The organism is Streptomyces spororaveus, assembly GCF_016755875.1.
In the GTDB taxonomy this organism is placed as follows: Bacteria; Actinomycetota; Actinomycetes; order Streptomycetales; family Streptomycetaceae; genus Streptomyces; species Streptomyces spororaveus.
On record NZ_BNED01000005.1, the window covers coordinates 4110545 to 4134267 of the forward strand.

Consider the following 23723-nt stretch of genomic DNA (forward strand, 5'->3'; position numbering starts at 1 on the left):
AGGCCGACGGCACCGCCGTGTGCCCATCCACGAGATCTCGCCGGGGACCGACCTCGGAATCGCCTCCCAGGCCGTCCGTGATCTACCGCAAAGCGAGTGCCCCGTGTCACAACCCGCACGTAGGCTCGGGGCAGTCGGCGTGGGAGCGCCGGGCTGACGGACTGGGGCAGGGGGACAGCGTGGATCATCTCTTCACCGTCGACGGGGACTCGGCCACGCCGGTCTCACCGACCACGCTGGCAGCGGAAGGCCTCTTCGAACGGCAGCACCTCCAGGAGTGGGTGATCGAGCACCCTCAGGTCCTCGGCGAATCGGTGCTCGTGATCACCTCCGAGTTCGATCGGTGGGCCGACACGGACGGGGTGCCGGCGCGCGACCGCTTGGACGTCCTGGGCCTGGATGCCACCGGGCGCCTCGTGGTGGTCGAGCTGAAGCGGGGTAGCGCCGACCGCGACGTCCACCTCCAGGCGATCACCTACGCCGCCCTGGTGTCCCGGTTCGACCTCGACACCCTGGCCCAGGCGCACCGTGACTTCCTGAAGGGCAGGGGCGAGAGCGTCGAACTCGACGAGTGCCGACAGCGCCTCTTGAACCACGTGGACGGGGACTGGAGTCCGGAACTGCTCCAGCGCCCCCGACAGGTGATCATCGCGGCCGGCTTCCCCAAGCAGGTCACCCACACCGTCGTGTGGCTGTCGGAGATGAACCTCGACATCGACCTCATCGAGGTCGGCCTCTGGAAGGTCAAGGGACAGCTCGTCGCCGGATTCACCAAGGTCTACCCGACCCCGGAGGTCGAGGAGTTCACGCTCGCTCCGGCCCGGATCGAGGCCAAGGCCGCGGCCCAGAAACTGGAGGAACGCTCGCGTGCCCGCAGCGCGGTGCACGTTCTCGTCGACGCCGGACTGCTGCCGGACGGGGCTCGGCTGCGGCTGGTACCGAGGCATGGCGCACCGGAATCCATCCGCGAGGACATCCGGGCCTGGGTGGGTGAGGACGGCAGACGCGCGAGCGCCACATGGAGCAACAACACCACCGAGCCACTGACCTGGGAAGCCGACGGCAAGCCGTACACGCCGACCGGGCTGGCCAACCACATCTTCACCAGCGTGACCGGCCGCAAAGCCGACGGGATACAGGGCACCACCTGGTGGGACGTCGATGCCAATCCCGTCCCGGACACCGTCGACCCCGACGAGTGGGCAGCGCTGGTGGGCAGCCACCTCGCGGACCTGGCCAAGCAGCTCAGCGGTACCCGCAAGGACTGGTCGAGTCTGCACGCTCTCCTGGAAGCCATCCCGTCCGGGCGATGGACGACCTACGGAGACGTGGCGACTGTGATCAACAGTCATGCCGTCCCGGTCGGCACTCACCTGGCGACCTGCGGCAAGTGCCCCAACGTCTGGCGGGTGCTCACGACGTCGGGGGCCGTCAGCTCGAGCTTCCAGTGGCCCGACCCGGCGCGCACGGAGACTCCCGCAGATGTCCTCGGCACGGAGGGCATCCACTTCGAGGCGGGCGCCGCCGCTCGGGAAGCACGCCTGCCGCTGGACGACCTCCGGCGTCTCCTGCGCAACTGACGCGCTGCAGGCGCGGCACGCGCCCCGTCCAGCTACCGTGCGGCCGATCGAGCTCGCAGAAGCGTGTCTAGCGCACGCACCGGCGACCTCGGGCTCATCGACAGGCGGGCATCGAGCGCGGCCTCCCACTGCTGGGTGAGGCCAGCGAGCAGGCGCTGACGCATGCCCGAGGTCACGTGGGCGTAGCGGGCGGAGACCGAGCCGTCGATGTGGCCCATGCGGTCGTCCATGAGGACCTTCTCCGTGCCGAGGTCCTCCATGTGGGTGCGGTGGGAGTGGCGTAGGCCATGCGGGGTGAGGCCCCTGGCGATGGCCGTCCAGCAGGCGTCGGCGCGACCCTGGGCGTTGCGACCCCGGACCGGTATGCCCGGGAACGGGTCGCCGAGGAGCGGAACGGGGCGGGGCTCCTGCGAGGCCTTCTTCGGGTACCAGCCGGTAGTCGCCGGGTGGAAGAGCCAGGTGGCGAAGCCGTTGCGGCGCCAGTGGGCGGCGTGTTCCGTGGGTGCGCCGCCTCGCACGAAGCCCAGCTCGGTGATGGCGAGTTCGACCCGGGTGCGAGTGGCCTCGCGCACGCGGTCGGGGTGGTTCAGGACGTTGGACACCGTGCCCGTGGAGACGCCGGCGCGGCGGGCTACGTCGACCAGCTTCGCGCCCTGGTGGCCTCCGGTGCGGGCGGTGCCCTGGCCCTGGAAGACGTACGTCCTGCCATGGCACGGGCACGGCTTGGGCTTGGTACGGGCGACGTGGTCGGCCACGAGGGCCGAGAGCCAGTCGGGGGCGTCGATGGTGCGGTAGCTGTCGTCCTTGGGCGGGCAGCGGACCATCACCCCCGAGTCGAGCTCGTACAGCTGCCACTCGACTCGGACCGAGCCCCTACGGGCGAACTCGGTCTCCAGGCCGACGATTTCGCCCCAGCGGATGCCGGTGTACGCCTTGAGGATCACCGCGACGAACTCGTCGTCCCGGCCGGAGAGCAGGGCGGCCCGCTCGGCGATCAGGAGTGCGCCGAGCGCGTCCGTGACGACCTTCTCAGGGCCGCAGTCGGCGGAGCGGCCGGCCCGCTTGCCCCTCCCCCGGCGCTTGGCGGCGGGGTTCGCGTCGATGAGCCCCTCATCCACGGCGTCGGCGAGGATGAGGTGGAGCGTGGCCCGCCAGGTCTTGACGCTGGAGGCGGCGTAGGAGGCCCGTTCCTTCTTCTCCCACAGCGCGACGTCGGTACGGAGGATGCCGGCGAGGGCCTTGTCCTCGAAGTCGGGGAGCAGGTGCTCCTCGATGTGGCGGCGGTAGTTCTGCATGGTGGACGCGGCCAGGTCTTGGGCCTCGTACCAGCGGCTCGCGTACTCGCCGAACGTCTCCTGGCCCAGTGACGGGTCACGTACGTCGCCGCGCCGGAAGCCGATCTCCGCCTCGTCGGCGGCCCGCTTGGCCTCTCGCTTGGTGGCGAACTTGATGGTCGCTCCGGTCGAGTCGACGACCGTGTTGTGCTTTCCGGGCGCCGTCTTGTAACGACCGCGCCAGTAGTTGCTGCGCTTCTCCGCGAAGCCCACTATTCCCTCCCCTCTTGGTTCGTCGTCAGCTACGCGGTGGTGTCGAAGTCGTCCTGGCGTGCGCGGCGGGGTCGACGGGCGTGGAGGCGGGCGGATGGGGCTGCCGTGCGCGACGGCACCGTGCGGACGGAGGGTGCGACTGGTTCGGGTGCGATCGCCGGCCGCACTTCGTACAGGCGGATGATCTCCGCGAGGTGTTCAGCGGTGAAGCGGTACGAACGTCCGACCCGGGTGAACGGGATGCGTCCCCGGCTGGCCCGGTCCTTGACCCACCAGGCGGAACAGCCGAGGGCATCGGCTATCTCCTCGGGGCGGAACAGTCGGGGGAGGGCGGAGGAGTCGGAGCAGGCTGCGGCCATGGGCGATTGACGCAAGAAGGATCCTCATCAGGTACGGCGGAGTAGGTCGAGGGTTCGACCACGGTTCTGGAGTGGGCAGATGGCCTGTGCGGAGGGGCCGGCGGCGACACTGGCACGCCGCAGGCCGGGCTGGTGCGGCTACGCGGCGGGCTGGAGCAGCACGAGCGGGGAGACGCCGAGGGCGGCGGCGATCGCGACGAGGTCGTCGACGTCGCAGCGGCGGCGTCGGCGTTCGATGCGGGAAATCGTCGTGACGGTCATGGGGTGGCCCAGCGCGGTGGCACGGGCTGCCAGCTGGCGCTGGGCGACACCACGCGCGGTGCGGGCTCGCTCGATGGCACGGGCGACTCGATTCCCGGCCGGACCGATTTCCAGAGGTGTTGGGGGCATGCATATTTTGTAACTTGGGATCCCCGGTTTGGGTAACCGGGGATCTGCTGCTACATTCCGCCGCTTTGTTGTCAGGTTCCCTACCCTGCCGCCGAAAAATTGCGAAACATAGCAGCGGATCCCCGGTTGACCAAATAATGGCCCGTCAGGTCCGTCGACCGGAGGACCGGCTGCAGTTCGCACACCCTTTCAACCTGCGCAGATAGGGCACCTGGAGGTAGCGGCGGGGAGCAGCACGGTCATTGCCGAAGCGTTGCGACTTGCCCTATTCGTCCCGCCAATTCTTCGAGCTATTTGGTCAACCGGGGATTCGGGTTTACCGTTTTTACACACCCACAGGGACATGTTCGCCGTGAGCTGTTTGCTTTCTCGGCGGAATGCTGGACTTGCGCGAACCAATGTGGCTGTCTTGTCCATGCGCCCCGAACGCTGACCCCGGGGGACACGGCAAGCCCCGGCTCTCCAAGGCCGGGCAGCGAAGCTGCCAGCACCACACGCCGGCAGGCCGCAACCGTCACACCCCGCCCTCCCCCTCCCCCACCCGAAACGGGCTACCCCCTGCCCGCCCTTACCAAGGAGCCGCCACCCGATGAGTCACGACGCCCGCGCATGGGTGTGGGACCACAGCCGCAGCAAGGGCACCGCCCGCATGATCCTCGTGCTGATCGCCGACCGATGCGTCGATGGCCGCTGCATCGCGTACGCCTCGGTCCCCGCCCTCATGAAGCGGGCCAACGCCTCCCGCAGCGCCGTGCGGGACGCCCTCGACAAACTGATCGCCAGCGGCGAGCTGGTGTGGATCGAGGATCGCAAGGGCCCTCGCGGCGAGAGGTACTACCACCTCCCCGACGCGGCTCGGTTCCTCTCCGAGCAGGCCACAGCGAGGGACCGGGATCCGGCCCCCACAGGGCCGGAATCCAGCCCGTCGAAGCCACTTGTAGAGGGGCCGGAAACCGGCCCCGGGGACCGGAATCCAACCCCTGGGGGGACCGGATTCCAGCCCGGCCGGGGGCCGGAATCCGACCCCCAGAACAGTAGAGAACCAAAGATGAACGGTAGTAAGAGCAGCAGCTCCCCGCTCATCCCCGCCGCCCAGTGGCACATCGACGACGCCACCGAGACGTGGCTGCGGCAACAGGGCCACCTCGACCGGCTCGGCGAGCACGCCCTGCGAGCGGCTGACGAGAAGTGGCGCAACTACCGGGCGGTCTGGGGACCGCGCACCGCCGCCGCCTGGTCCGCCGACTGGCGCGAGTGGATCACCCGCGAACACACTCCCGCTCCTGGCCGCCCGCACCTGCGCTCCCTGCCAGGCGGCGCCTCCTCCGGTCCTGCACCCGGAAGGACCCGCGCCGAACAGCACACCAGCGCCCTGCTCGATGCCCTCACCGAGCTCGAAGCCCATGACACCCCTACCGGAACGGAATAACTACCCTGGACCTCCGAGAGATCGCCATCCTGCTCGCCTACGTCGGACGCCTCGACACCCGCACCGCCCACACGGACAGCGGCACTGCCCGTGACCAGATCGCCCAGTGGCACGAGATCCTGGCTGACGTTCCCTTCACCGCCCACGGCTGGGACGTCCGTGAAGCGGTAACGGCACACACCCGCACCTCCGGATTTCGGATCCTGCCGGTGGACATCGCCCGCCAGTGGGACGCCTACCGCCGCGACCGCCTGGCACGGCACACCGATCCCCTCCCGGTCGCGGATCCGGACGACGTGACCGCATACCTATCCGAGCTGCGCGGAAACCGGCGCGCCGTCGCGGTCGGCGAGACAGCACCGTCCACCCTCCACGAGCTCACCGCCGGCCCGCACCCCGACGTCGAGGCCCGCCTGCGCTCCGTCGGATCCGTCATCCCTCCAGCGGCACGCGCCCAGCTCGCGCCTTACCGGTCCGTTCGTGCCGGCCGCGAAGCCACCACCGCCACGACTCCCACCCGGCAGTCGGCCCCGCCACGCCCGACCACCGGCGTGGCGGGCGGCATCAGCACTCCCCCTTCGGGTCCCGCTCGCTCCAGCAGACGCTGAGCCGCCCCCCGCTCGTGCCGGTCCGGCCTCCGGGTCAGCCACCCCACCGTGCTCCTGGCCTCGTCGCAACGGCCTCGCCCGCCTCCGGCGCCGCCTCCCCACCTCATCGCCATCACCACACCGCCCGCCCGCGCCTCTGCATGGCGCGGGCGGGTCTCCGGAGACCCCTGCATGACACCACTCGCCCTGCCCGCACTCGGGCACTGGAACGCAACGTCCCTCACTCTCATCGCCCTCGCACTGACCTGCTCCGCGCTGCTGATCAGGCGGCTGACACAGCAACGCACACGTCGGAACGGCGGCATCCGCAAGCCTGCGTCGCCCGCCGTCACCATCGCCGCGCTGGCCGCGGTCGGCTGCACCGCGTACAGCGCCGACACCAGCTGGCGGTTCGCCGCCGACTACCTGGACATGAGCGGCACGGCCGAACGCGCCACCCGAAAGGCCGTCGCCCTGGCCGCACGCCTCGCCGAGCGCACCCCGAAGCAGCGCGGCGGGTGGCGCGGCCGGCGCATCGCACGGCGGTTGTCACGGGCCGTCGCCCAAGCCGCAGTGGGCATCGACGACCGCCGCATCCCGCCCCGCTACCGCGAGGCACTCGCCACGCAACCCGAAGTCCTGGGCTGGGTGGAGGCGGTCACCCGCGCCGGGCGAAGCGGGCCGGCCGGTACCCGGGGCATCTCCTACGGCCCCTCGCTGCTGATCGCCGGACCCACCGGCATCGGCAAGACCCATCAGGCCTACGGAGCCGTCCGCTCGCTGCTGGCCGCCGGAGTACGCCTTCGCTGGCAGGCGGTCACCTCCGCCGACCTCTACGCCCAGCTCCGGCCCCGGCCCAACCACGACCCCGAGCGGGAGATCCAAGAGCTCGGCCGGTGCCCGCTGCTGATCCTGGACGACCTCGGCGCAGCCAAGCAGTCCGAGTGGACCGAGGAGCTGACGTACCGGCTGATCAACCGCCGCTACACCGAGATGCTCCCGACCCTGATCACCACCAACCTGCCGATCGCGGAACTCCGCAACGCAGTCGGGGACCGCGTCGCCTCCCGCCTGGCAGAGATGACCACCCGCGCCATCCTCACCGGCCCGGACCGCCGACGCACACCCCCGCTGGCAGCCTGACGACTACGGTCCCCCATGCGCCACGGTCCCGGTGACCCTTGGGGACCGTCCTATCGCGACGTTTCGGTCCCACCCGAGCGGGACCGTCCCCAAATCCACACCTCGGTCCCGCCAAGGGAACCGTCCCCAGACGATCGGGGACGGTCCCGGATTGCCGCCCGGCGACGGGGACCCTCCCCGCAACCACCACGGTCCCCTGCGAAGGACATGGGGACGGTCCCCACATCGGGACCGTCCCGGAACGCTTTCCGCAGGTCAGATGGCCTATAGGTGACTCGGTCCCCAATTGCCCGCCCGACATCACCAGATGGTGGGGACCGTCGTGATGGTCCCCACCATCTGGGGACCGTCCCCATGTCCGATCGGGGACCGTGAGGTCATCGGATTCCGGGACGGGAGGGGATCGGTCCCCCACCGCGTCCACGGGGACGGTCCCCGGTCCGGTCCCCGATCCTTCTCCCGCGGTCCCCGGGCTCGGGACGGTCCCCCATTTCCTTCCGGTCCCAGTTCGGGACGGTCCCCGATTCCCCTGGTCCCGGTGGTCCGCGGCGGCCCGGTCCCCGAAGAGCTGCGGGGACCGGCCCCGCACGCCTCGCCCGGGGGACCAGCCAGCCGCCCACGCCACGCCCCGGTAGGCGCCTGCCCCGAGACCGCGAGCCGACCACCCCACTCACCTCACCTCACCCCGCAGGAGAACGACCCATGACAGCGGCCCCGCAGCACCACGACGACACACCCTCACCGCCTTCGAAGTCATCTACCCTGATGGACCATTGGCGGCGTGCATTCGGGATGACGGCAGCTCCTGGCGGAGCCAGTAGTACCCCGAGTCCGACTCAAGGCCGGTCTTCGGGGATCTCCGCCCCGGGGGTGGCGGAGACGGCCCGGCGCCAGGGAGCGCCGGACCGTGAGGTCGGGTCCGAGGGCGGCCCCGACCAGGACACGCTCCACGCCGTCCAGCGCGAGATCCTCCACGCCGAACGCAACGCCGAGCCCGCCGCCGGCGAGCCGACGGTCAAGAACGCCCAGCCCACGATCCGCCGCTTCACCGGCAACAAGCGCGGCGACCGCGTCGGCCCGCTGCGCTTCACCGACGACGAACGCCCCCGCCTCCAGGAGGCCGCCGCCGAGCACGGCTACAAGGGCGAATCCGGCTTCGCCGCCGACATCGTCCTCGCCTTCATCAACGGCCGGTTCACCGCCAACCTGCCCCTGTCCGAGGACCGCCGCCGCACGCACGTCTTCCGCGCCCAGGTCCTGCGCCAGTGCAACCGCATCGGCGTCAACATCAACCAGATCGCCCGCGCCCTGAATAGCGACCTCACCGCGCCCGACATACGCCAGCGCCTCGACGAACTCCACCACCTGCTCACCCTGATCGCCGAGACCCTGCGCGAACCCGCCAACCCGCAGGAGGTCCGACAGCCGTGATAGCTGCCATCAAGCCCTCCGGCGCCAACACCCGCGGGCTGCTCGCCTACCTCTACGGCCCCGGCCGCCACGACGAACACACCGACCCCCACATCGTGGCCGGCTTCGCCATGCTCGCCATGCCCGACCCCGGCCGCGACGAGAACGCCACCCTCACCCAGCTCGCCCGCTACCTCGACGAACCCGTACGCCTCCGCAACAGCGAGTTCGGCAAGAAGATCACCGACCACGTCTGGCACTGCCCCGTCCGCGCAGCCCTCGAGGACCGCCACCTCTCCGACGCCGAGTGGGGCGAGATCGCCCAGCGCATCGTCGCCGCGGCCGGCATCGCTCCCGAAGGCGACGACCTGGCCTGCCGCTGGATCGCCGTACGCCACGCCGACGACCACATCCACATCCTCGCCACCACCGTCCGCGAGGACGGCCGCCGCCCCAAACTCCACGACAGCGGCATCCGCGTCGGCGACGCATGCCGCCAGATCGAGAAGGACTACGGCCTGCGCCGCCTGAAGAAGGGCGACCGCACCGGGACCCGCGCCCCCACCCAGGCCGAGATGCACAAGGCTCAGCGCCTCGGCTGGGAGCAGACGAGCCGCGAGTGGCTCCAGGACCGCATCCGCGCCGCCATCCCCCACGCCCGCACGGCCGAGGAACTCCTCGCCTACATGGAAGCCGACGGCATCGCGGTCAAGGCCCGGCGCGGCCCCTCCGGAGACCTCCTCGGCTACGCCGCGGGCCGCCCCGGCGACCTCAACAAGGACGGCGAACAGACCTTCCACCCCGGCGGGAAGATCGCCCCCGACCTCACCCTCCCCAAGCTCCGGGACCGCCTCGAAGCCGGCGAGCCGGAGGAACACCCCACCGCCCGCCGCGACCAGCCCGCCACCGCCTGGCACCAGGCCACCGAAGCCCTCGACACCTTCCGCACCGACCTCGCCGACGACACCCACGCCCAGGCACACATCACCGCCCTCGGCGAACTCCTCGAAGCCACCGCCCAGAAAGCCCCCACCCACCTCCGCACCGAACTCCACGCCGCATCCAAGGCGTTCGCACGCGTCCAGCGCTCCCAGATCCGCGCGGAAGACCGCGCCGCCCACGCCATCCGGAACGCAGCACGCGACATCGTCCACACCGCCACCGGCCCCGACGGCAGCGCCCTCGCCGCCCTCATCGCAGCGCTCCTGTGGGCCGGGATCGTCGCCGGCCGCTGGCACGAGGCCAAGGGCCACGCCCACCAGGCTGACGCCGCCCGCCAAACCCTCCACCACCTGCAGGCAGCCGCCGAGCAAGCCCTCACACCCACGCTCGTCGTACTCGAACAGCGTCAGCCGAGGGAGGAAACCCGCCGGACCCTCGCTCGCGACGTACGCGCCGCCGTCCCCGACCAGGCCGACCGGATCCTCACCGACCCCAGCTGGCCCGCCCTCGCCGCACTCTTGGCCGACGCGGAGGCCCGAGGCCACCAGCCCCACCAGCTCCTGCAGGAGGCCGCAGCCCAGCGCGAACTCGGCACAGCCCGCCAACCGGCCCGCGTCCTGATCACCCGCCTCCAGCACACCAGCCGCAACCCCAGCCCCAACCCCCGCGCCGAAGCCGCCCGCCGACGCACAACGGCATCGTGGACCGGCCAGCCGGGACACGGCACGCAGCCGCCTGCGGCGCCCGCGACCCCGCCGAACCGCCCACGACGCTGACCTCTAAGGCGCCGCACTCGGCGCCCCACGCTGTGGCAGACGGGCCCTCCCTACGGGGCAGCTCGACCGGCCAACTTGTGCACCTACCTGGGCGAAAGCGGCAAGGACGTACCCGTGCGAACCCACTCCTGCTCGCAGACGGGGCCGACATATATAGCCGACGAACCCCGGTCAGCCAAACCGGGGATTCTCCAGATCATTGAAATACCTGGGCTCCACGCCCAACCCCGTCAAGCCGCACGGCACCCCCCACGGTGCTGTCAGCACACCCACACCACAAGGAGCACCACCCTGAAGGTCCACCCCATCGCCACTATGTTCCCGCCCCTCACCGACGAGGAGCTCCACGAGCTCACCGCCTCCGTCAGGACCCACGGCCTACGTCACCCGATCGTCCTCGGCCCTGACGGGGTTCTCCTCGACGGCCGCAACCGACTGGCCGTCTGCGAGGCCCTCGGAATCGAGCCCCGCTTCACCACTTATGAAGGCGATGATCCGGACGGATACGCCCTGAACGTCAACATCCGCCAGCGCAACCTGACCACGGGGCAGGCGGCAATGATCGCGACCAAGGCCCAAGCCGGCACCGAGACGAATGAGCACCTCGCCCCTGAGGCCGCGATACGTTCCCTCAGCGAGAGGACCGGTGTCTCCACGGGCCGACTGGAACTGGCTGACTTCGTCATGCGCCACGAGCCCAACCTCGTGGACCTGGTGATCACGCGTGCCGTCAGCCTGGACGAGGCCCACGGCACCGCCCTCGTGAGCAAGGCTCGTGCACAGGCCAGCCGGGAACACCTCGCCCGCCTACGCACTGAGGCCCCTGACCTCGCCGACCGGGTCATCACGGGTGAGTTCACCGGGATTCAGGCCTGGAACAAGTACAGGGAGCGCGTCAAGGAGGACATACGGCAGCGGAGGGTCGCAACCTATCTCCTGTGCGATGTCGTCACGGCTCTGGCACACACACGGGGCAGCAGGACCTTTGCCAAGTACGACCCCCAGTACCAGGCACCGGGGCGACCTGTCACCCGCGAGACCATCGCCCATGCGATGACCGCCTTGACCGAAATGGGCGCCGTATGGCGGGAGCGCAACCTGCCGTAAGCCGGAGCAAACGCCGACCCGCTGCTCCCGCCGCCAGACCGGCGGCGGGAGCAGCGGCACATACGGCCCGGTCAGGGCGTGAGGCGGTTCGGTCCGCGGAAGAGGAAGGTCGCTTCGCGGATGGAGTCCAGGCCGAGCATGACCATGAGGACCCGGCCGAGGCCGGCGCCGAAGCCGCCGTGGGGCGGGCAGCCGAAGCGGAAGATGTTCAGATAGTCCTGCATCCCCTCGGTGCTCATGCCTTTCTCCTCTGCCTGCTTGAGCAGGACGGCGGATCGGTGCTCACGCTGGGCCCCGGTGGTGACCTCCAGGCCCTTCCAGAGCAGGTCGAAGCTGAGCGTGAGGTCTGGCTGTCCCTCTGGGCGCATGTGGTAGAAGGGCCGGATGCTTGCCGGGTAGTGCGTGATGAACACGAACTCGTGCCCGGTCTGCTCTTTCATGTGTGCGGCGATCCGGCGCTCACCGTCGGGGTCCAGGTCCTCCTTCACCCGCTCCGGGTCCCACCCGCCGGCCCGCAGAACCTCCTGCGCCTCAGCCATCGTGATCCGCGGGAACGGCGTCTCCGGCACGGTGACCTCGACCCCGGATACCTCCCGAATCTGCTCCCCGTGGACATCGGCGACCTTGGCGATGGCATGGGTGAGCATCCGCTCCTCGAAGGCCATCACGTCCTCGACGCTTTCGATCCACGAAAGCTCCACGTCCACACCGGTGAACTCGGTCGCGTGCCGGGAGGTGAATGACGGCTCGGCCCGGAAGACAGGACCGATCTCGAAAACCCTGTCGATACCGGCCGCCACCGCCATCTGCTTGTAGAACTGCGGCGACTGTGCCAGATACGCCAACCGGTCGAAGTACCCGAGCTTGAATACCTCCGCCCCCGACTCCGAGGCGGTGCCCATCAGCTTCGGGGTGTGCATCTCCGTGCAGCCGTTCTGCATGGCGTACTCGCGCAGCCCCTGCTCCAAGGTCGTCTGCACGGCGAACACCATCTGTGCGGTCTCTCTCTTGCGGACGTCGAGGAAGCGCCAGTCGAGCCGGTGCTCCGGCCCGGTCTGCTCGTCGATCGGCAGAGGCGTCTCTGCCAAGTTCAGTACCTCGACCGCCTCGGGGACGATTTCCAGGGCTCCGAGCTTGACTTGCGCCGCGTCCACGACGCGGCCGGTGATCCGTACGGCGGACTCCGGGGTGAGGGACTCGAGCACGGCCTCCAGCGGGCTGCCGTCGCGCCTGTGGGTCACCTGGACCATGCCGGAGTGGTCGCGCAGGATCACGAACTGCATCTTGCGCTGCAGACGGAGTGCGTTCACCCAGCCGGAGACGGAGACGGTCTGGTCGATGTGGCCGCGTAGGTCAGAGGTCAGTACGCGGCTCGTAGTGTGGATCATCGCAGCCCTCCAGGGCGTCGTCATGATCCCTTGGGAGTGCGGGCGAGAAGGGAACTCGCGGTACCACCGCACTTTCGCCGCCACCCAGAAGGCAGCAGCCTCATTCCGCCCTGTGACGGGGGCGAACCGGCGGGGCATTGGGCCCAGGGGCCGTTCCTCCCCGCGCTCAGGAGGGTCTTCGCCTCGGGCGCGAGTCCGCCTTCCCAGCTACTGGCGGCTCTCTCTGCTCGCGTGATCCTCGGCTACTCGTCTCCGTCTACGCGTTGGCCACGAGGATAGGAAGCGGGCACGGCACCTGCAACGCAATAGGTGTGTAACCCGACCTCGTCGGGCCTCCTGAGGCGGAAGCCCAACGAGGCCTGCACCAGCCCGCTACTTGGTCGCGACGACGTAGACGCTCGCCCACTGCCGCTTCGGGTTCGCCAGGTCCGGGTCGAAGTCCCAGGGCTCGACGGCGGAGAAGCCGGCCTCTGTGAACAGCTGGCTGAGCTTCTCGAAGTCGTACGCCCAGTAGTGCGGGTTGTACGTGGGGTCGTCGTCCTGGTCACGGAAGACGTAGTTGATCAGGTCGAGGTAGGTGTTGATGTCCTTGCGACAGTCCCGCTTGCCGTACCACCGGGAGATCATTTCCTCGGCCTGCTCGGGGCCAGCCGGGTACTGGCCGAGTACGAAGGCCGCGTCCGGCACCCCAGTGATGAGACGGCCGCCGGGGGCGAGGACGCGCTGGGCCTCTCGGGCGTACTGCTTGGCGGAGACCGGGTAGTCGATGTGCTCAAGGAAGTGCTCGGAGAACAGGACGTCCACGGAGTCGTCCTGCAGCGGGATCCCCTCACGGACATCCCAGAGCAGGTCGGCGGGCGGCACAGCGTCGATGTTGAAGAAGCCATCGAGGCGGTGGGCTCCACCGCCGACCTGAACTTTCTTCGGTGCGGCGGCGACCAAGCCGCTGGGGAACGCCTTCTGGCTGGCGCGGTGGTAGCGGCTGAGCTCGATCTCCTTGGCCGCGGCACGAAGAGTGCGCGCGAGGCCGTGGGTAGTGGCAGGGTCGGCGAGGAGAGTCGTGATCTGCTCGCCGAGGAGATCCACGGAGCAGCCGTCCGTGCGGTGGGCGTTCATCAGCTATGGGTCCTCTCGCTTTAAGCCGTGGCAGGGGTGGGTGAGGTCCACTGGTTGTTGCGCATGAGCGTGTACTTGATGTCGACCAGGCGTGGGGCGATGGTCAGGGCGAGTTCTTCGGCGGGATGGAGCCGGCCGTGGTCGTCCTGCTCGGCCCGCCAGACGCGGTAGTCAAGATCGGGGTACGCAGGGTTGATGCCGATCTCGCCCTTGGGGATCGTGCCGTTGAAGGGCGCGACGATGTCCATGTGGTTCCAGTAGTTCCACGCCTGGAGCGCCTTGTGCTGGTCGAAGTAGAAGTAGAAGTCCGGGTACCGGCCGAAGGTCCGCAATTCGCGGTGGATCAGGTGTCCGAGGAGCGGGCCGAGCTGGGTGGAGAGGCTGTCGAACTCCCAGCGGGTGTGGTGCCAGGCTTCCGGGACCTGGCCGGGCGTGAACAGCCGGGCCGCGACGAGGTGGCTGATCCGCTCGGTGAGGTAGGCGCAGGCGTGGGCGGCGTCCAGGCTGGGGTCGATGCGGGCGAATAGCGCGCCCAGCTCGTCGGGGGAGGGTCGGAACTTCGCGAGATCGAACTTGCCCGCCATGTGCGGGAAGGATGCGAACAGCATGTCCTTGTAGAGCCAGTTGTTGAACTCGCCGAGCTCGGCCATCTCCTGGGTCTGCCTCGTGGTGGAGTGCAGCATCAGGTACTCCGCCAGGGCCTCGAAGTACACGTACCCGAGGATCGGTAGCCGAGGGATCGTCTCGTCCAGCAACCGCAGGAACGTACTGGGCTGGACGGCGGCGCCCTGGTAGGCGACGGCAGCCGCCAGGGCGAGGAAGGCCGTGGAGTTCTTGATCCTGCTGACGACGGTCTCGCGCAACTGGTGTCGCTCGGTCTTGGAGAGCAGGTACTCCAGGCGGCTGTAGATCTGGAGGTGGATCGAACCGAGGCGGAGGTAGTCCACGCCGGCCAGCCCGCGATAGGCCTGGGGTGGCAGGTTGATCTCGAAGATCAGTGGCGTCGGTACGCGCTTCGGTGTGCCGGCCTTAGCCACGAAGGCCGGGGCCTCCTTGGTGAGCACGTACTCGGCGAGGTTGTGCATGCGGTATCCGCGCTCGGTCGGGGTGAGGGGCGCGCAGTACACGCTGCCGACCAGGCAGCCCCCGGAGGGATAGAGCGATCCGTGCTCGCTGATCTGCTCCAGGGCGTGGGTGACGTGCAGCAGGTGGAGCTTGCCGTCGCCGCCCAGGGCGCGGAAGAGGGCGTTGTCCCGCAGCAGTCGGCCGTTGGGAGTCTGCGCCACGAGCCGGTTCTCCCAGGCTGCGGCCTGATCGGCGAGCGGGTCCTGGCCGTGCACAGGGCTGGGTATCAGGGTCGTGTCGAAGAATGCGTGGGCGTCGGCCCACTGCTCATAGGCGTCCAGGAAGTCCATCAGCCTGTCAGCCCCACATCCGCGAGACCTACGAGGGCCGCCTCCGCGCTGCTCGCTCCGGCCAGCCACGCGGTCTCGGACCGGATGACGAGTTCGACGGCGGTCGTGCGTAAGGCCTTGAAGGCGTCGGACCGGACCTGGACGGGGTCAGGCCACCAGCTGAGCTTCGGCAGTCGGTAGCGGTCCAGCGCATCCGCGGCCTTGAGGAGATCGCAGATGACCTCGGCGCGGGCGTGGTCGGCCTGATCGTCCTCGGAGAAGGCGTCGTACGGCACATCGTGGAGCCGCACCGCTGTGGCGGCAGTGGCGATCCGGCTGGGCGTCGCCACGAGCCCGAAGTGGTTCCAGACGGTGTCGGCCTGATCCGTGAGCCAGATGGCGGCACGCGCCCCGTGGCCGCGGTCGTCCTTGTCGTGGAGGCGCCGGCAGTCGTGCACGGCGGCGGCCAGGACCAGCGTGGCGGTGTCGTCCTCGCTGAGCCCGGCCGACTCCGCAAGGAGCGCGGCCAGTGCGGCGGTGCGCATCGCGTGCCGGATCCCGTGGAGGGAGTCCAGGCACTTCTCCTCGGCCAGCCACCCGGCAGGGATGGCCGAGCGAGACAGGAGCCTCTGCGAAGTCGCTCGCAGTCGGGGAGGCGGGCCGTCCGAGAGGACGGGCCGGTTCGCGGTGATCCAGCGGACGGTGGCGGGATCGGTGTACTGGTGGTGCGGTAGCTGCTTACGTGCAGCCAGCTCGACCAGACTGTCGGCCGGCGAGGTCGTGCTCATCGGGCCCACCCCCTCGGTGGTCTGCGACAGCGGATGCCTAGCTGACGGACGCGGCCTGGGCCGCCTGCTCCTTACGGGCCTGCTCGGCGGCCTCGAAGGCAGCCGTGAAGTCGGCGAGCTCTTCCTCGCTCATGAGGTGCACGCCCAGCTCATCGGCCACGGCACCGATGCGGGCGACGGCCTCGTCCCGCGCGGTGGCGCTGGCCTCGTCGTCGAGCAGCACCTCGAACTCGGCGTGATGCCCCCAGGCGTCGCTCCACTTCACGGCGATCTCGACACCGCGGAAGCGGAAGTTGTGGCGTTGGTTGAACGCCTCGTGCATGGTGTCCTCGAAGCCGAGGGCGTTGAAGATCCGCACGGCGGCCGGAACGTCCTCGCGGCCGATGGCGAACTCGGTCTCCGGGAAGGCAGCACCCTGGCCGATCTTGCTGGCCTTGAGGGTGACCTTCGCGGAGCCGGCCGCGATGTTGTCCGTGACCTTCAGCAGCTGGTCGGGTAGCACGTAGAAGTGGATGTTCTTGTCGTCGCAGCCGAGGTCCTCGGCCTCCCGCGTCAGGCGTTCGACGAGCTGCTCGTACGCGTCCTTGTCGAAGCGGGCGCGCATCTCGATCTCGATGGCCACAGTGGCTCCCTTACGGAATCGGGCATAGGTGATCCGCCCGAGCCAGGCAAAGCGGGGCTGGCTCAGTTCAGTGCGGTGTGTGATTGATCAAGCATCCGGGCGGTGCGGTACGCCGGTGCGTGCCGCACCGCCACAGGGCAGGAGCGTCAGGCGAGCTCGCCGAAGCGGTCACGCACGACGCCCTCGTGCAGGTAGTTCGGGAGCGGCACGCCGCCGACGGACGCGCGCTTGGTGGCGACCTGTTCCTCGGTCTCGTCCGGGAAGCCCTCCAACAGCTGTAGGCACTGCGCCACCCACTCGCGGGACTTCTCCCAGTCGCCGGTGTCACGGCTGCGGACGGCGAGCGCGAAGGCGGTCTCCGTCGCGGCCCATCGGTCGGTGGCCAGCTCCTGCTGGAAGATGCTCTCCAGCTCGGCCACAGAGGCGACGCGGGTCGGGTTGGTCATGACGTCTTCTCTCCTACGTTGGTGCCTGGTGGTGTTCAACGCGTCGACGGCCGATTGGTGACATCGATCGGGCTCAGTAGGTGAAGATCTCCGCCAGGGTGCGGTAGTCGTGGAGCTCGTCCTTGTCGAACCACAGTTCCAGCTCCTGGTCCGCCTCGGCCTTGTTACCGGAGGCGTGCACCAGGTTCGCGACGGCCTTGCCGGAGGCCGTGCTGGCGCCCCGGCTGTAGTGCGAGAAGTCGCCGCGGACAGTGCCGGCGGGGGCCTCGTTCGGGTAGGTGCTCCCGACGATCTTGCGCACGGTGGCGACGGCGTCGAAGCCCTCCAGCACGAGCGCGATCACCGGGCCCTGCTGCATGAACGTGGAGGTCAGGTTGTAGACCTCGGCACCGAGCCGCTCCTCCAGGTCGAAGTAGTGGCGCCGGGTGAACTCGGCGTCCATCTGCTTCATCTTGATGCCGACGATCTTCAGCGCCGCATCCTCGAATCGAGCGATGATCTTCCCCGCGAATCCGCGGACCATCGCGTCGGGCTTGAGGAGGACGAGCGTGCGCTCCACGGTGTTTTCCTGATCCTGGGCCATCGGTTCCCTTTCAGCTTTCAGGCAAGCCATATGACGGGCGCTCAGCGCCTCGCCTGCATGAGGTTACCGGCGCTGGAACACCCTTCTACGCCTGTTAGTTGAGGCCCGAAGAGGGATATCGGCCAAGTGGCCGAGACCTTCGCTCGACGAGCACCCAGTGCAGCTGTTCCAGGCGGAAAACGCATTTCCTGCACGCGTGGATCTCGACCTCGACACCGCTCACGGCGATGGAGCCGATGACGGTCACCTCTAGATGGAGCCGTTCGCAGCGGAAACAACTCCCGGTGGTCCACTCGAACCGCTGCCACAGCTGCTGAGGCTTCACGTGGCCGGATGGTCGCGGGCCGGCCGGAGGCCGTCGATCGGGGCCATCCACTCCTTTCCGCCGCCCTCCGGCCGCAGCCAGGCGCTGGCGGGCGGCCTCTCGGAGTAGTAGGGCCACGGCTGCACCTCACCCCGCCGGCCAGTGCCCGTGTCGATCACCGGCGCATGGACCGTGAGCCACTCCGGCAGCGAGCTCCAGCCGACGGCGGCCTCGACGTTCACGGGGCGTCCCGATAAGGCCTGGACCACCCCTTCGGGGCCTTGCGATGCGGGCTTCATGGCTTTGCCATCTCCGATCTCTCTGCCTGAGGAAGACGGGTGGTACGGGCGAGCGTCGCCGGCCAAAGCCATTTGATGCAGGATGAGTTGCTCGCATCGTCCAGCGGCGTTCTCGGTCTGTTGCGACAGTAGCCAGGGCGCCCCACGACACCCCGGAAAAACCTTCCGGGGTCCACTTCGGCCACGAGGTGATGATCAGGACATGCGAGGTATGACAGAGGACCTGACCATCGGCGAGCGCGTCGCCTGGTATCGACGCCGGCGCGGCCTCTCCCAAGAGGTACTGGCCGGCCTTGTCGGCCGTACCACCGACTGGCTGAGCAAAGCGGAGAACAATCGGATCGAGCTCGATCGCCTCTCGGTGATCACCTCGCTCGCCGACGCCCTCGATGTCTCCCTGGGAGACCTGCTCGCCGAGCCGACTCTCATTGAATGGTCGCCCGACAGCGGCCATCGCACCGTTGCCGCGTTGCGCGAAGCGCTCATGGACTACAAGCAGCTCACACCCCTGCTGGGATCTGCGCCCGATGACGAGCCACCTGCCCTACAAGACCTTCGTGCCAACGTGGGCGAGGTCCTCGATGCCTACCAGGCATCCCGCTACGGCTTCGCCACTCGACGTCTCCCCCTCGTGCTGGCCGACGCCCTCGCCGCATCCCGTGCTTACTCGGGACACGAGGGAGAGGAGGCCCACGCGCTACTCGCCTTGGCCTACCACGGAGCAGCCATGGTGCTGGGCAAGGTCGGAGAGTCCGAGCTGGCATGGATCGCCGCTGACCGCGGTCTGGCAGCCGCGCAGCACAGCGGCCGGAGCGAGGTCACAGGTTCGCTCTTCCGCGCGGTCACGCACTGCCTCCTGGCCACAGGACGCTTCACAGCAGCGATCCAGCTGGTGAACGACGCGGCAGCCGTCATGCAACCGGAACTGGGCAACGCGAGCGACGAGTACCTCTCGGTGTACGGCACGCTGTTCCTCACCGGGGCGATGGCTGCCGCCCGGGCAGAGGATCGGGCAACTACGCAGACCTTCCTTCGGGAGGCCGACGAGACCGCGCAGCGACTCAGCGCCGACGGCAACCACCTGTGGACAGCCTTCGGACCGACCAATGTGGCCATCCATTGCGTGGCCGCCGCCGGCGAACTCGGCGACATTCAGGTCGCTGCGGACCTCGGTCCACGAATCGACACCAGCGGTATGCCAGTGGAACGGCGTGCGCGGCACAGCCTCGAAGTCGCCAGGGCGCTGAGTGCTTGGAACCGAACCGACGAAGCCCTGGCCGTCCTGCTGGAAGCCGAAAAGGTCGCACCGGAACAGGTCCGCCACCACTACATGAGCCGAGAACTGGTCATCGGCTGGATACGCGGTACCAGAGGCCGGCCGTCCCACCCCCTGGCCGACCTGGCCCGCAGGCTCCGCATTGTGGCGGGCGGCTAGAGTCCAATCCGTGAGCGAGAACGAGCATGAAGCGAAGATGGCCCACCCCCGCATGGCGGCTGGTGCTCTCTTCTTCGACGAAGCTGATCGAGTGCTCCTCGTCGAGCCGTCGTACAAGGACTACCGAGACATTCCCGGCGGCTACGTCGAACAGGGCGAGTCACCCCGACAAGCCTGTGTGCGCGAGGTCCATGAGGAACTGGGCATCAAGCCCCATATCGGCCACCTCCTCGTTGTCGACTGGGCGCCGAACCCGGGCGAGGGCGACAAGGTCCTCTACCTCTTCGACGGTGGCCGCCTCGACGCAGACCACCGTCAACAGATCGCACTCCAAGCGGACGAGCTCCGCGGCTACGACTTCCACGGCGCCGAACAGGTGCCAGACCTCACCATTCCCCGCCTCGCGCGCCGAATCGCCGCAGCCATCCAGGCCCGAACGGACGGCCTGACTGCCTACCTGGAACACGGGCAGTCGCCGGAAGTAGGGACCTGACAACACCTGTGCTGCCATCCGGGACCGAAAGGAAGGGGTCCGGGCAACCCCGATGTCCGTCTGTGCGGGACTCTAGCCAAGACACATGCCGACTTGTCGCACCACTGACACGATGGCTTCATGACGAGCAACAACCTTGGGGAGTGGAGCCCCGCTTCAGCTAGCGAGATGGCGGAAGTCTTCAAGCGGGCCAACTTCCCGTGGTGGATCGCCGGCGGCAGCGCGATCGAACTCTTCGTCGGCCGCGAGCTCCGGACGCATGGAGACCTCGACGTTCTCGTGCTGCGGCGCGATCAGACACGGGCCCAAGAGTGCCTGTCAGGCTGGGATCTCCACATTGCAGACCCACCAGGCACCGGCAGGCTCCGCGCATGGGGCTTCGGCGAGATGCTCGAAGAGCCCCTTCATGACATCTGGTGTCGCCGAACACCAGACGCGCCCTGGTCGGTGCAGCTCATGCTCGACGATGCAGTCGGAGACGAATGGGCATCGAGACGCGACCCGCGCGTGCGGATGCCCATTACCCGTCTCAGTCGCGTCGCCGCAGATGGCACCCCCTACCTCGCCCCCGAGATGCAGCTCTTCTACAAAGCGAAGAACACCAGAGAGAAAGACGAGGTGGACTTCGGCGCGGTCCTCCCGTCGCTGGACCAGGACCAGAGGGCTTGGCTGCTGGACGCCCTCAAGCTGACCGCACCAGAGCATCCCTGGCGCCAGAGACTGCAGTAGGCCATCTCATCGCTTCTCCGCCAGCTTCTCCAACTGCCGGTGAAACCGGCTTGGCCGTGGACCGCCGCGTACGACGCAGCCTCGAAGTCGCCGACGCGCTGAGCTCTGGGAACCCGAGGCCCGGCCCTCCTACTGGAAGCCGCACAGGTGCCGCCGACTAGGCGCGCCACCACTCCCTGAGCCAGAGAAGTGATCATCAGCTGGGGGCCGGCCTGCTCACCCCTTGGCAGACCAGGCCGCAGGCCGTCTTTTCGGTCCCTGCCTGATCAACCTTGGGACCCAGCTGGGCTGCTTGCCGCCGGAGGCACCCACAATCGAACGGTGCGGTCGACGCTAGCGCTGGCGAGCACGGAGCTGTCTGGCGAGAAGGTGACAGCCGTCACTGCGCCGTGGTGACCGACGAGAGCGTCTCCGACAGGCTGGTGGGTGACAGGATCCCAAAGGCGGACGGTGCGATCGTCGCTGGCCGTAGCTAGTAGGCCGCCATCGGGAGAGAAAACCAGGGCCGCAACGGCATCATCATGGCCCTTCAGGGGCTTTCCTACCGGCTGGTGGGTGGGTACGTCCCACAGTTGAACCAAGTGATCATCTCCAGCGGTAGCGATCAGGCTGCCGTCAGGCGAAAAGCCCACAGAGGTGACGGAGCCACCGTGGCCGTCCAGGAGCTTGCCTGTTGACACTCGGCTCGTGGAGTCCCACAGCCACACCGTGCCGGCGTCGGTGGCGGTTGCGATCAACCTGCCATCGGGGGAGAACGCGATGCCGGTGACGAGCCCGTCATGGCCGGTCAACGGGTCACCCGCGGCTTGCTGGGTGGTTGGCACCCACAGCCGTACGGCGCCTCCGTCATCGGCGACGGCGAGGAGGGTTCCGGTGGGCGAGAAGACCACTGACGTGATGGCGCCGAGGTGGTCGGTCAAAGGGCTGCCCGCTGGCGTCCGAGTGGCCGCATCCCATAGACGTACCGCGCCGCCACGGTCCGCCGTGGCGATCAGGGTGCCGTCGGGAGAGAAGGTCACCGCACTCACGGAGTCACGGTGATTGGTCAGGGGCCGGCCGACTGATCGCCGACTGGCCGGGTCCCAGAAGCGCACCGTATCGTCAGCGCCGGCAGTCACGAGTTGGGTCCCGTCCGGGGAGAACACCACAGCGCGAACCGCGTCACGGTGCCCGACCATAGGCGCCAAGGAAATGGCTTCCCCGTTCTTGAGTGCGGTGAGGACACTCCTGCTGGCGAGCCCCCGTGCGGGCAGGAAATCGAGCCGGGCACGTGGTTCGGCGCGCTGTGTGATCAGGGTCTCGCGCGGGTCGCTCTCATGCCGCGCACGCTGTGTCGGAACCGGCGTTGGCAGGATGTTCTCGGCCGTCCACAGCCGCACCGTGCCATCAAATCCGGCGGTGGCGAGCAACCCACCGTCGGGGGAAAAGGCTACGGCTGTGGCCTTGCCGATATGGCCGATCAGGGGCGCGCCGACAGCCTGCCCGGTGGCGGGATCCCAAAGCCGCACCACGCCATCGAAGTCGGTGGTGGCGAGCAGTTTGCCATCAGGGGAGAACGCTACGGCCGTGGCGGAGCCGGTGTGCCCTGTGAGGGGCGCTCCGACTGTCCGCCGGGTCGCGGGATTCCAAAGGCGCACCATGCCGTCGTCACTGGCGGTGGCGAGCAGGTCGCCATCAGGGGAGAAGGCGACCGATCTGACGGCGCCTGAGTGGCCCATCAGAGGTTTTCCGACTGTACGGCGAGTTGTCGGGTCCCAAAGGTGCACCATGCCGTCGAAGCTCGCGGTAGCGAACAGGCCGCCGTCAGGGGAGAACCTCACCGCTGTGACGGGTCCGGAGTGGGCGGCCAGCGGCTTGCCTATGGGTTCGTGGCTGAATCGATCCCATAGGCGTACCTTGTAATCGAAGCTGGCGGCGACCAGCAGACTGCCGTCGGGGGAGAACGCCACCTCCGTGACCGCGACATTCTTCGTGGTAGGGAGCGCCTTGACCTCCTCATGGGTGCCAGGATCCCAAAGGCTCACCTCGCCATAGTCGTTGGCCGTCGCGAGCAAGCTGCCGTCGGGGGAGAACACGACCGACCGCGTGATGTTCCCACGACCAAGCAGGGGCTCACCGACCGTTTCTTGGGTGACCGGGTCCCAGAGCGTCACCACTCCAGCCGCGCTAGCGGTTGCCATCAGGTTGCCAGCGGGGCGAAACGCCACTGACCACACGAAACCGGAATGTGGAAGGGCCGACGGCTCGAGATGAGACCTCGAGCGTCGACCACCCTCCACGGACACGGCCGAGTTCGCCGAATGTACCGGCGTATCGGGCGTCGCCGCAGTAGGCGAGGCGTTAGCCGGGACGGGCGTCTGCATGGACTTGGATGTCGAGCGCGCGCGGCGGACCCCAACACGTAGCTTTTCGAGTCGGGTCCACTCCGCGCGCCACCACTCGACTGTCGGATGATCTCGGCCTACTGGACGGCCGCCGCTCGAGATGCTGAGAAGTGTCTGGACGAGCGCGATGAGGAAGTCGACGCGGGGCAGACGTTTCGCGTTAAGGGCTTCACTGATCGCGGAGGCTGACAACGTCTGCCCCGGAGGCGCGGCACGGCTGATCGCGCGTTGGGCCGGTTTGCCGCAATCGATCCGCAGCGTCTCGAGATTGGAGGCGAAGTCCTCGAGTTCGCGCTGGAACACGGCTCCGGGAGCGTCCTCGTCCGCCACGTACGTCCCCCTGATGGTCTGTGGGATTCAGCGTAGGACGCGGTTTACCGAACAGGACCGAACTCTGCCGAACATCACCATACATAGTGTGTGTTCGCTCGGCGGGCCACACCGTACGGCGATGGCCTGCGCCGATCGAACT

The 23723-nt window shown here is 68.6% G+C and carries 21 protein-coding genes and 1 pseudogene; 10 read left to right on the forward strand and 12 right to left on the reverse strand.

Translation table 11 applies throughout. The features are described 5' to 3' along the window. The first annotated feature begins 179 nt into the window (after window positions 1-179). Window positions 180-1580 carry an MGMT family protein gene (locus Sspor_RS20775; RefSeq protein WP_202200477.1) on the forward strand — a complete coding sequence of 467 codons (1401 nt, stop codon included), beginning with the start codon at window positions 180-182 and terminating at the stop codon, window positions 1578-1580. A gap of 32 nt (window positions 1581-1612) precedes the next feature. Here the strand turns inward: Sspor_RS20775 and Sspor_RS20780 are convergent, their stop codons facing one another. From Sspor_RS20780 to Sspor_RS20790, 3 genes are all read right to left on the reverse strand, one after another. Then, a complete protein-coding gene (locus Sspor_RS20780) occupies window positions 1613-3127 on the reverse strand; it encodes a LacI family DNA-binding transcriptional regulator (RefSeq protein WP_202200478.1) in 1515 nt (504 codons plus the stop codon). Window positions 3128-3156: 29 nt separating this feature from the next. Continuing rightward, window positions 3157-3486 (reverse strand): helix-turn-helix domain-containing protein, encoded by a 330-nt coding sequence (locus Sspor_RS20785; protein WP_202203764.1) that lies wholly within the window; start codon window positions 3484-3486, stop codon window positions 3157-3159. 138 nt (window positions 3487-3624) lie between these two features. Further along, entirely contained in the window at window positions 3625-3876 is a 252-nt protein-coding gene (locus Sspor_RS20790) for a helix-turn-helix domain-containing protein (protein ID WP_202200479.1), read from the reverse strand. 589 nt (window positions 3877-4465) lie between these two features. Here Sspor_RS20790 and Sspor_RS20795 point away from each other — a divergent pair. The 6 genes and pseudogenes from Sspor_RS20795 (at window position 4466) to Sspor_RS20820 (ending at window position 11270) form a co-directional block, all read left to right on the forward strand. Next, window positions 4466-5305: a winged helix-turn-helix transcriptional regulator gene (locus Sspor_RS20795; protein WP_202200480.1), complete on the forward strand. Its 840-nt coding sequence runs from the start codon at window positions 4466-4468 to the stop codon at window positions 5303-5305. Between the two features lie 5 nt (window positions 5306-5310). Further along, window positions 5311-5811, forward strand: a pseudogene (locus tag Sspor_RS41735) (zinc finger domain-containing protein); the annotation flags it as partial. A gap of 273 nt (window positions 5812-6084) precedes the next feature. Further along, window positions 6085-7035 carry an ATP-binding protein gene (locus tag Sspor_RS41790; protein ID WP_237403946.1) on the forward strand — a complete coding sequence of 317 codons (951 nt, stop codon included), beginning with the start codon at window positions 6085-6087 and terminating at the stop codon, window positions 7033-7035. Between the two features lie 870 nt (window positions 7036-7905). Beyond that, window positions 7906-8466: a MobC family plasmid mobilization relaxosome protein gene (locus Sspor_RS20810; RefSeq protein ID WP_202200482.1), complete on the forward strand. Its 561-nt coding sequence runs from the start codon at window positions 7906-7908 to the stop codon at window positions 8464-8466. Beyond that, window positions 8463-10163 (forward strand): relaxase/mobilization nuclease domain-containing protein, encoded by a 1701-nt coding sequence (locus Sspor_RS20815; RefSeq protein ID WP_202200483.1) that lies wholly within the window; start codon window positions 8463-8465, stop codon window positions 10161-10163. Before Sspor_RS20810 ends, Sspor_RS20815 begins: the two co-directional genes overlap by 4 nt. 315 nt (window positions 10164-10478) lie before the next feature. After that, window positions 10479-11270, forward strand: coding sequence for a ParB N-terminal domain-containing protein (locus tag Sspor_RS20820; RefSeq protein WP_202200484.1), 792 nt, complete (start codon window positions 10479-10481; stop codon window positions 11268-11270). A gap of 71 nt (window positions 11271-11341) precedes the next feature. Here Sspor_RS20820 and aspS read toward each other — a convergent pair whose 3' ends face one another. The 8 genes from aspS to Sspor_RS20860 all read right to left on the reverse strand — a co-directional run bounded on the left by aspS (window position 11342) and on the right by Sspor_RS20860 (window position 18153). After that, window positions 11342-12658 carry an aspartate--tRNA(Asn) ligase gene (gene aspS, locus Sspor_RS20825; protein ID WP_202200485.1) on the reverse strand — a complete coding sequence of 439 codons (1317 nt, stop codon included), beginning with the start codon at window positions 12656-12658 and terminating at the stop codon, window positions 11342-11344. Between the two features lie 372 nt (window positions 12659-13030). Further along, window positions 13031-13774, reverse strand: coding sequence for a class I SAM-dependent methyltransferase (locus tag Sspor_RS20830; protein WP_202200486.1), 744 nt, complete (start codon window positions 13772-13774; stop codon window positions 13031-13033). Window positions 13775-13794: 20 nt separating this feature from the next. Further along, window positions 13795-15189: a hypothetical protein gene (locus tag Sspor_RS20835; RefSeq protein ID WP_202200487.1), complete on the reverse strand. Its 1395-nt coding sequence runs from the start codon at window positions 15187-15189 to the stop codon at window positions 13795-13797. Then, on the reverse strand, window positions 15189-15956 hold the full coding sequence (locus Sspor_RS20840) for a hypothetical protein (RefSeq protein ID WP_202200488.1): 768 nt from the start codon (window positions 15954-15956) through the stop codon (window positions 15189-15191). The genes Sspor_RS20835 and Sspor_RS20840 overlap by 1 nt, the downstream gene beginning before the upstream one ends. A 37-nt stretch (window positions 15957-15993) precedes the next feature. Continuing rightward, window positions 15994-16578 carry a CYTH domain-containing protein gene (locus Sspor_RS20845; RefSeq protein WP_202200489.1) on the reverse strand — a complete coding sequence of 195 codons (585 nt, stop codon included), beginning with the start codon at window positions 16576-16578 and terminating at the stop codon, window positions 15994-15996. Window positions 16579-16724: 146 nt separating this feature from the next. Next, window positions 16725-17024 (reverse strand): hypothetical protein, encoded by a 300-nt coding sequence (locus tag Sspor_RS20850; protein WP_202200490.1) that lies wholly within the window; start codon window positions 17022-17024, stop codon window positions 16725-16727. Between the two features lie 73 nt (window positions 17025-17097). Then, the gene (locus tag Sspor_RS20855; protein ID WP_202200491.1) at window positions 17098-17607 is read right to left on the reverse strand and encodes a nucleoside-diphosphate kinase; all 510 of its coding nucleotides are present in this window, start codon (window positions 17605-17607) and stop codon (window positions 17098-17100) included. A gap of 321 nt (window positions 17608-17928) precedes the next feature. Next, window positions 17929-18153, reverse strand: a complete 225-nt coding sequence (locus Sspor_RS20860) for a hypothetical protein (protein ID WP_237403947.1) — start codon at window positions 18151-18153, stop codon at window positions 17929-17931. Window positions 18154-18421: 268 nt separating this feature from the next. Here Sspor_RS20860 and Sspor_RS20865 point away from each other — a divergent pair, with 268 nt between their 5' ends. The 3 genes from Sspor_RS20865 to Sspor_RS20875 all read left to right on the forward strand — a co-directional run bounded on the left by Sspor_RS20865 (window position 18422) and on the right by Sspor_RS20875 (window position 20867). After that, complete coding sequence (locus tag Sspor_RS20865; protein ID WP_202200492.1) at window positions 18422-19645, forward strand: helix-turn-helix domain-containing protein; 1224 nt, start codon at window positions 18422-18424, stop codon at window positions 19643-19645. Window positions 19646-19655: 10 nt separating this feature from the next. Then, window positions 19656-20138 (forward strand): NUDIX domain-containing protein, encoded by a 483-nt coding sequence (locus Sspor_RS20870; RefSeq protein ID WP_202200493.1) that lies wholly within the window; start codon window positions 19656-19658, stop codon window positions 20136-20138. A 120-nt stretch (window positions 20139-20258) separates the two neighbouring features. Beyond that, window positions 20259-20867 carry a nucleotidyltransferase domain-containing protein gene (locus tag Sspor_RS20875; RefSeq protein WP_202200494.1) on the forward strand — a complete coding sequence of 203 codons (609 nt, stop codon included), beginning with the start codon at window positions 20259-20261 and terminating at the stop codon, window positions 20865-20867. A 266-nt stretch (window positions 20868-21133) separates the two neighbouring features. On the opposite strand, the gene Sspor_RS20880 is transcribed toward Sspor_RS20875, so the two are convergent. Further along, window positions 21134-23581, reverse strand: a complete 2448-nt coding sequence (locus tag Sspor_RS20880; protein WP_202200495.1) for a WD40 repeat domain-containing protein — start codon at window positions 23579-23581, stop codon at window positions 21134-21136. Between the last annotated feature and the right edge of the window lie 142 nt (window positions 23582-23723).

Coding starts and splice junctions, on each gene's coding strand:
- Sspor_RS20785 (WP_202203764.1), bottom strand. CDS start 3,486: ATGGCCGCAGCCTGCTCCGACTCCTCCGCCCTCCCCCGACTGTTCCGC.
- Sspor_RS20790 (WP_202200479.1), bottom strand. CDS start 3,876: ATGCCCCCAACACCTCTGGAAATCGGTCCGGCCGGGAATCGAGTCGCC.
- Sspor_RS20795 (WP_202200480.1), top strand. CDS start 4,466: ATGAGTCACGACGCCCGCGCATGGGTGTGGGACCACAGCCGCAGCAAG.
- Sspor_RS41790 (WP_237403946.1), top strand. CDS start 6,085: ATGACACCACTCGCCCTGCCCGCACTCGGGCACTGGAACGCAACGTCC.
- Sspor_RS20820 (WP_202200484.1), top strand. CDS start 10,479: ATGTTCCCGCCCCTCACCGACGAGGAGCTCCACGAGCTCACCGCCTCC.
- aspS (WP_202200485.1), bottom strand. CDS start 12,658: ATGATCCACACTACGAGCCGCGTACTGACCTCTGACCTACGCGGCCAC.
- Sspor_RS20830 (WP_202200486.1), bottom strand. CDS start 13,774: ATGAACGCCCACCGCACGGACGGCTGCTCCGTGGATCTCCTCGGCGAG.
- Sspor_RS20835 (WP_202200487.1), bottom strand. CDS start 15,189: ATGGACTTCCTGGACGCCTATGAGCAGTGGGCCGACGCCCACGCATTC.
- Sspor_RS20840 (WP_202200488.1), bottom strand. CDS start 15,956: ATGAGCACGACCTCGCCGGCCGACAGTCTGGTCGAGCTGGCTGCACGT.
- Sspor_RS20850 (WP_202200490.1), bottom strand. CDS start 17,024: ATGACCAACCCGACCCGCGTCGCCTCTGTGGCCGAGCTGGAGAGCATC.
- Sspor_RS20855 (WP_202200491.1), bottom strand. CDS start 17,607: ATGGCCCAGGATCAGGAAAACACCGTGGAGCGCACGCTCGTCCTCCTC.
- Sspor_RS20865 (WP_202200492.1), top strand. CDS start 18,422: ATGACAGAGGACCTGACCATCGGCGAGCGCGTCGCCTGGTATCGACGC.
- Sspor_RS20875 (WP_202200494.1), top strand. CDS start 20,259: ATGACGAGCAACAACCTTGGGGAGTGGAGCCCCGCTTCAGCTAGCGAG.